Origin of the sequence: Mycobacterium sp. 1081908.1, from assembly GCF_001673535.1 — a bacterium.
GTDB lineage: Bacteria > Actinomycetota > Actinomycetes > Mycobacteriales > Mycobacteriaceae > Mycobacterium.
In genome coordinates this window covers 1-1,107 of sequence record NZ_LZLY01000111.1, presented here as the reverse complement: position 1 = coordinate 1,107, position 1,107 = coordinate 1, and the positions used below count along the sequence as shown (strand labels likewise).

The window sequence follows — 1,107 nt, the reverse complement described above, 5'->3', positions numbered from 1 at the left end:
GCGCAATGCCATTGATGGCCGCATTGTGGAGATCGTTGCCGAGATCGATCGTGACGGGTTGTGGGGTAACACCGGCGCGCGGTCGATCCCGGCGTTGGTGGCCTGGAAGACCGGTTGCTCGCCGGCCAACGCCCACACCATCGCCACGGTGGCGGGCCGGGCGCAGGAGTTTCCGCGCTGCACCCAGGCGTTGCGGGAGGGCCGGCTGTCGCTGGATCGGCTCGGGGTGATCGCCGCACGCGCGGGCGCGGGCTCGGATGCGCATTACGTGGAGTTGGCGCAGGTCGCCACGGTCAACCAGTTGCGCACCGCGGTCAAGCTCGAACCGCGCCCCCAACCAGAACCGCGGCCCGAGCAGGCCTCGATCACCAAGAGCTCCGATGAGCAGTTCGCCTGGTGGCGGATCAAGCTTCCGCACCCCGAGGCGGCCAAGTTCGACGCCGCGCTGGCGTCGCATCGCGACGCGCTGATCGCCCAGTGGAAGCAGGATCGCGGCAACAGTTCAGAGAATTGTCCGCCGCTGCCCGACACTGTTGATGCGTTTCTGCGGCTGGTGGAGGCCGGCTGGGACGCCGAGGCGGCTCGCCGCCCGCACGGGCAGCACACCACGGTGGTCGTGCACCTCGACGTGGCGGCGCGCGCCGCCGCGCTGCATCTGGGGCCGCTGCTGTCCGATGCCGAACGCCAATATTTGACCTGCGATGCCACCTGTGAGGTGTGGTTCGAACGCGACGGGCGGCCCATCGGCGCCGGCCGAACGACCCGGGTGATCAATCGCCGGCTGCGCCGCGCGCTCGAACACCGCGACCGCACGTGCGTGGTGCCCGGCTGCGGGGCCACTCGCGGTCTGCACGCGCATCACATCCGGCACTGGGAGGACGGCGGGCCCACCGAGTTGGCCAACCTGGTGCTGGTCTGCCCCTATCACCACCGCGCACACCACCGCGGCGAGATCACCATCACCGGAACCGCCGACCGGCTGATCGTCACTGACGATGACGGCCAACCACTGAACCCGGGATCCCTCGCACGCCGGTGTTACCCCACAACCCGTCACGATCGATCTCGGCAACGATCTCCACATTGCGGCCATCAATGGCATTGCGC

1 protein-coding gene is annotated in these 1,107 nt (G+C 69.0%); it reads left to right on the top strand.

Translation table 11 applies throughout. From position 1 onward, the window contains the following. Window positions 1–1,107, top strand: a 1,107-nt coding sequence (locus A5655_RS17875) for an HNH endonuclease signature motif containing protein (protein ID WP_156764915.1), incomplete at both ends; no start/stop codon positions are given.